The following is a 6,005-nucleotide window of genomic DNA, read 5'->3' on the forward strand; positions in this document are numbered from 1 at the left end:
AGTGAGACATTCCATATTTTGTTAGTAACATGTCCTTAAGAACATTTGACTTTAAGAAAAAACTAACCATAGTTAAAAAACTATGGTTGGTTCAAAAGTATCAGATTACTAATATTTGGTTGCGTGTTACTTTGTTATAAAATACTACATGGTGGACAGTATAAATTCTTACCATACTGAGATGCAATTAGTAAATCTTCTGAATGTACACTTTTAGTGTCTAATGGTTCACCATTATTTAAGGTTTGTTGAGAAAATGTGGCATCATAATTATTAATATCAATAACATTGTTGTCAAAGTTATTGCTTAATGTTTGAATTTGTTCTTCTATTATTAATGGTTCTCTATTTTCGGTATTATTTTTAAATAAAGATTTTTTTAATTGCATAACAGTATTAAATAACACTGCTGCACTAACTATTCCAATACCAGCAGCTGTAGAATAAAAAGCTATTTCGGCATTATTTTTATTTTCATCATCTTGATGTTGATTTAAATAAATTTGAGACATATTTATAACACCAGTAAGTGCTAAATTTACTCCAATGATTGGCAGGGTATTATTAATTACTCCTAATGAGTTATATAATTTTTTCTTTCAGTTAGAAGGTTGTTGTTCACCATCATTACTATTATAACATATTTTTGCAATTGCTAAAACACTGTTTACTGTTGCAATACTAGCTGAAGGAATAAAACATCCTCATACACTTTTATATTCTGGATTAAGCCCTGTTCAATTAAGTTGAATTACTGCAGCATTTAATAATGGAAATTGTGAAAGATTTATTCACATTAGTAGTTTATCAATATTTTTGTTTTTATAATCAAGATTATACATTACTAACCTCGATAATGACGTAAGTGTACCCACTGTTCCATCGGCGATAAAACATACAGCAGGCCCTGCTGGTAAAATACCATTATATCACAATAAACCATTACCTGTTGCCGCCATTGCATTTCCAGTAAGAAATGTTAAATTGTTTCAACCTTCCAACTTATCAAGTATGTTATTACTATTTGTTCTGCTTGTTTGTATAGCTTCATTTTCATTGTTGTAAATATTTTCCTCAGAATTACTATTTTCTGGTATCATATTTAATCATCTCTTTCTTTTTTAAAAAATAAAGCAATGAGTTAAAAACTGTATTTAGTTTATAATTAATATTATATATAAATCTGTTAAATATAAATTATATATGCTTTTTTTCATTTATAAGTTGCATAAATAATTGTGAGATAATTATCTTTATGTTGGATAAAAAAATTATAAAAATGTTTAAAACAAATAATTATCTAATAAAAAAACTATTGTTTAATTATAGAAAAGGCATATGCTTATAAAGTACTAATTTAGCAAAAAAAATAAACAATAATATATCTATTGTTTTCATTAATTTTAGTAAAATTGATAATGTTTTATTATTTGAAGGAAATACAATGTTATTTAAAAATGGTCAGCAAATAATTGTTAAAGAAAATGAAACAATATATTTGGTTGTTTATAATGAACAATTAGCAAAATTTATTTTAATTCCCTGTTGTAGTGTTCAACAATTATATGAAAAATATAACAAAAATAAAAATTGAAATTTTGATTGTAATGATTACATTGCTGTTCTTGATAATAAAGTATGATATTCTGCTAAGAAAAATAGTATTATTGAGAAATTTATTACAAGTGAATCATATACTAATGCTTTACAGCATGGTATTGAATTTCATAATATGAATATTAGTCATAATGTTAAACTATAGTTAGATAAATCTTATTACTTAATAAAATTTTAATTATCAATTAATTGATCTTTATTAACTATTGGTTTTGGTGGTAAGATAACAAGTTGATTATCAATTAGGAGATAATGCTGCAAATGACTAGTTCATATGGCCATAACTGGTTTGTATAAAAAGACACTAAACATAAAATTACCAACCCCATGCACTGCATCAAATGGTAAACCAGCGATTCAATAAAAATAGAAACTAGCTTTTCCAAACATTAATAAATGTAAGAAAGAATCCAATGTTCCAAAACAAAATCCCCATAAACTAGTAATAGTAATAAAAATTCATCAATATTTTTTAATAATACCACGAAACATTCAAACAATTAATACTAAAATTGGTCATGCACTAAAATATAAGATAACTCAACTACTGCCACCATATAGTATAACTTCTAATAGTCCAAAAATAATAGGAATGCTCATTGCCATATACAAAGGAAACACTAGTGCTGCAAATGCTAATAAGAATGTTACTACTTCAATATTAGGTAGTACTGCTAATGCTTCTTTACAAGCAAACACTAGTGCTGCATAAAGAGGAACAATTAATAAACGGATTAATTTTTGGACATGTTCATTCATTTGTAATTACTTCTTTCATTTTATTCTTAATTAATATTAAAACCACCTATGATAAATAGGTGGTTTTAATAAGTTATCAATTATTAATAAAATATATATTAAATGAAAAATGATAACTATTAGCGACACCCAGCGCGTTAGTTTAAGATATTAATTAGATAGGTCTACTGGGCTTAGCTTCACTTTACTCGTTATCCTTCTCAAAGTATTTTAGATACTTCAATGGTTATATAACTTTCATTAGCATTACAGTTGCTGGGGCAGCTTAAGAATTTTACTTAATTCCCTTTTACGAACATACTGTTCATCTACTTAATAATTTTATTTAGTTGCTATTTAATTATAAATGATTTTTTATTAATGTTTAAAATAATTTACTACTATATAATAAAACTTTTATGTTTATATTTTATACATAGGTCATGTTTTCTAATAGAATCAACTACTTTATCAGTAAATATAAAATTTCGTTACTATTTAAGTTAAATAAATTTTTCCATTATCAGTAGTAATATAAAGGTTACCTGATTTATCTGTTACTATAGATGTGATTGTTTCATGGGGTCAATTTATTTCAATTGCTTTTTTTTCATTAATAAAATATTTATAAATATAGCCATTGATAACAGGAATAAGCGGTTTTGTGGTGGCAATATAAATATTATTGTTTTGTGTATGAGCCATAGTTATTGCCTGTCCATCAACTATCGTTAATAATTTAAACTCACTATTTTCTTTGTCATAATGATAAACACTACCATTTTCAGTTGATACGTAAAAATTATCATTTTCATCAATTATGAAATCTTTAAGTTTTGTATCACTATCTAAAGAACCAATAGAATGATAATTAATATTATAAATTTGTTTAGTAGTAGTATTAAAATGTTTAGAAAAAGTAATTTTTAAAACTTCTGATTGATGACCTAAATAAGTATAATCTCAAATTCCATGCTCTCACACTGGTCAAGTAACTGCAGCGTAGATATTACCTTTTTTATTTGCTTTTAAACCAATAATCATAGTATTACCTCCGGGTAGTGGTCCGCTTTGTTGACTTATCGGAGCGTTAACTGTATCATTGTTAGGGATTTTAGCAATATAATGTAATTTAGCAAATATAATATCATTAGTACTTTCATCAATAGTTAAAGCAGTAACTGCTCCTCCACCGTTACCATACCTGATAATTTTAAATTCGTTTTCACTAACTTTGCGCTTATAAATATCACCTCATCCACTACCAGCATAGATATTACCTTTACTATCAGTTGTTAAACTATAAATTTGATGACCATTTTTACCACGATTTCTACCATCAATTGTTCCTGGCATTATTGTAAAATTGCTTTCATTTGCTAAACAACGATAAATATTGCCATCACTACCAGCAAGATAAATATTTTCATTGTTATCAAAAACTATTTTATTAATTTGACCATTAATTTCATTAATTAATTTAAAATTAAGATTAAGTTTTATTTTTTGCGTTTTATCTTTTCAAACTTGATCTCCTTCATTAGCAGTAATGACAACATAAAATTCTCCAGCTCTTTGGTTATGATTAGTAATTTCATTATTGATTGAATCAAAGTATTGAATTTGATAACCAAGTGCTAGTGGTTTGTTACTAAATTCAGAAGCTTTAATAACTTTTTCATTTAAAGCAAAATATTTTTCATTTTTTGTTATGGATATTGGTGCTGGTAATGTTAGATGACTAATAGTTTTTAAGTTAATTCTTTTTTCAGTTATAAAATTAACTTCAACTTCACCTTGGTATTTGGGAATTTTGCCAGTAATAGTAGCATTGGTAGCAGCAATATTAATAATTTGATAGTTTTCGATATTAAGTTCAGGATTTTTTTTCAAAATAGCAGTTTTAAGCATTACTTCATTAGGTGCTACTTCATCAAATACTCTAATTTCATTAAGAACGGTATTTATGTTTGTTATAAATTCACTATCTGGTTTTTTATCATTTGCAATAATATTAAAGATAATATCGATTTGATTAGATGAGTCATTCTCGAAAATTATGGTTGCTGTAATTTTTTTGATATTAACAACTTGAAAATTTTTGGATTTTAACTCTGGATTTTGAACTAAAATAATATCTTTAATGACATGATTAATTGGTTTAGAGTTTTGTTCTCTTTTAATTTCACCTAAATCAGTTTTTTTAATGTTATTTTTTTCTTTTTTGGTTTTCTATCATTTTCATCATTATTATTTTCTGATGTTATTTCCTTTGTCTATGTTCATTCAACAATTCCAAGTGAAGAAGGATTGAAGGAAGTGTGAAATGAAAATTATAGTTTAATTAGCGTTTTTTCTCCTTATATGATGGGAAGTTATGTTACATATCCAGGAATGCCCACTTGCTTAACTGCCAATCACGATAGTTCAGGAACATTAAGTTTTACTGGAGGAATAGATTTTTATGGAGTTAAAGCAGGTAGTTTATTCCAAGTTAATGTTGGAAAATCTGAACCAATTGAGGAGTAACAAAATTTATGTATAAAAGTAAATTCTCTATCTATGCACTTTTAAGTTTTATTTTAATTACCATTGCTCTAATAATTATGAGTATATTTCTTTTTCCTAAACAAAATAGTAAAACTCCTCAAAATTTTATTGATTCTAAAATTGCACAAACTTTAAATCTTTATGATTCTAAAAATCATAGTAAAATCGTGCAAGAATATGAAGTTGATGAAAATAATAATGTAAAATTTGTAATTGGAAGCGATATTGACAATACTTATATTCCTGTAAGTTATCATGAATCTTTGTTTGAAAATATTGATTTTTCTTCGCTAGCAACTTACTCATATTATCCTTTACCTGGAACAGAATCCTTTTTAAGTAAGTATTTAAAATTAAAAATTTGTAATCATAAAATTATATCTGAAAGAAATCCTTTTTATTGAAAAAATTATGATGGAAAAAATCATCCAACTTTTGGTATAAAAGTTTTGTCTTATACTCCAATTTTGCAAAGTATTGAAGAAAATTTTCAATACTACAATATTAAAAAAGGATATGAATATTGAACAATTTCAATGCCTCCAACTATTGCTAAAATTGCTTTTGTGAATAAGAGCAATAATCAAGAAAAAATTTTGTCTGAATGTTGAATAAAAGTTGCAAGTAATAACCTTATTATGAATGAAGGCAATAATCTTCCTATTAGTTTGTATGATATAACATTTACACAAGATTTTCATAGTAAAAAAACTTTAGATGCAAAAACTTTTAATGAGTCTATTAAATTAAAAGATAATGTTTCAGATTTTGCTTTAGACAATATCAGATTAGCAAATTTAATTAATCAGTCAATTAATTTTCGCATTTGTACATGAAATATGAAACTTGATTATTTGTGGGTGGTTCCTAATGAAAATTATGCTTATCTAAATAGTACAAATAGATATGTTATTGCGACTTTTATTGGAAAAGTTTTACTATGCTATAAAAGTCTTATTATTAGGTTAAGTCTAAGATTGTGTGTAAATTTAAAAAAGTAATAAAAAATGAGCCATATACCCCTCCTTATCAAATATAATTAGTTTGAAAATAAAAACTAGATAGGATGAGAAATATATGACTCCATTAAATTTTACAAT

General features: G+C 25.5%; 6 protein-coding genes and 1 riboswitch. Of the genes, 3 read left to right on the forward strand and 3 right to left on the reverse strand.

The genetic code is table 4. The features are described 5' to 3' along the window. Positions 1-134 precede the first annotated feature (134 nt). Complete coding sequence (locus tag RDJ14_RS01995; protein WP_308149696.1) at positions 135-1,100, reverse strand: hypothetical protein; 966 nt, start codon at positions 1,098-1,100, stop codon at positions 135-137. Between the two features lie 344 nt (positions 1,101-1,444). On the opposite strand from RDJ14_RS01995, the gene RDJ14_RS02000 reads away from it, so the two are divergent. Further along, a complete protein-coding gene (locus RDJ14_RS02000) occupies positions 1,445-1,762 on the forward strand; it encodes a hypothetical protein (RefSeq protein ID WP_308149697.1) in 318 nt (105 codons plus the stop codon). Between the two features lie 29 nt (positions 1,763-1,791). Here the strand turns inward: RDJ14_RS02000 and RDJ14_RS02005 are convergent, their stop codons facing one another. Together RDJ14_RS02005 and RDJ14_RS02010 are read right to left on the reverse strand one after the other, a co-directional pair. Next, entirely contained in the window at positions 1,792-2,376 is a 585-nt protein-coding gene (locus RDJ14_RS02005; protein WP_308149698.1) for a hypothetical protein, read from the reverse strand. Between the two features lie 139 nt (positions 2,377-2,515). Further along, a riboswitch (cobalamin riboswitch) is annotated at positions 2,516-2,703 on the reverse strand. Positions 2,704-2,853: 150 nt separating this feature from the next. Next, positions 2,854-4,266 carry a hypothetical protein gene (locus RDJ14_RS02010; RefSeq protein WP_308149699.1) on the reverse strand — a complete coding sequence of 471 codons (1,413 nt, stop codon included), beginning with the start codon at positions 4,264-4,266 and terminating at the stop codon, positions 2,854-2,856. A gap of 408 nt (positions 4,267-4,674) precedes the next feature. On the opposite strand from RDJ14_RS02010, the gene RDJ14_RS02015 reads away from it, so the two are divergent. Next, entirely contained in the window at positions 4,675-4,884 is a 210-nt protein-coding gene (locus tag RDJ14_RS02015) for a hypothetical protein (protein ID WP_308149700.1), read from the forward strand. Positions 4,885-4,892: 8 nt separating this feature from the next. Then, positions 4,893-5,906, forward strand: a complete 1,014-nt coding sequence (locus tag RDJ14_RS02020) for a hypothetical protein (protein WP_308149701.1) — start codon at positions 4,893-4,895, stop codon at positions 5,904-5,906. Positions 5,907-6,005: the final 99 nt, after the last annotated feature.

The sequence above is a fragment of the Spiroplasma sp. AdecLV25b genome (genome assembly GCF_030913225.1).
Lineage (GTDB): Bacteria > Bacillota_I > Bacilli_A > Mycoplasmatales > VBWQ01 > Spiroplasma_E.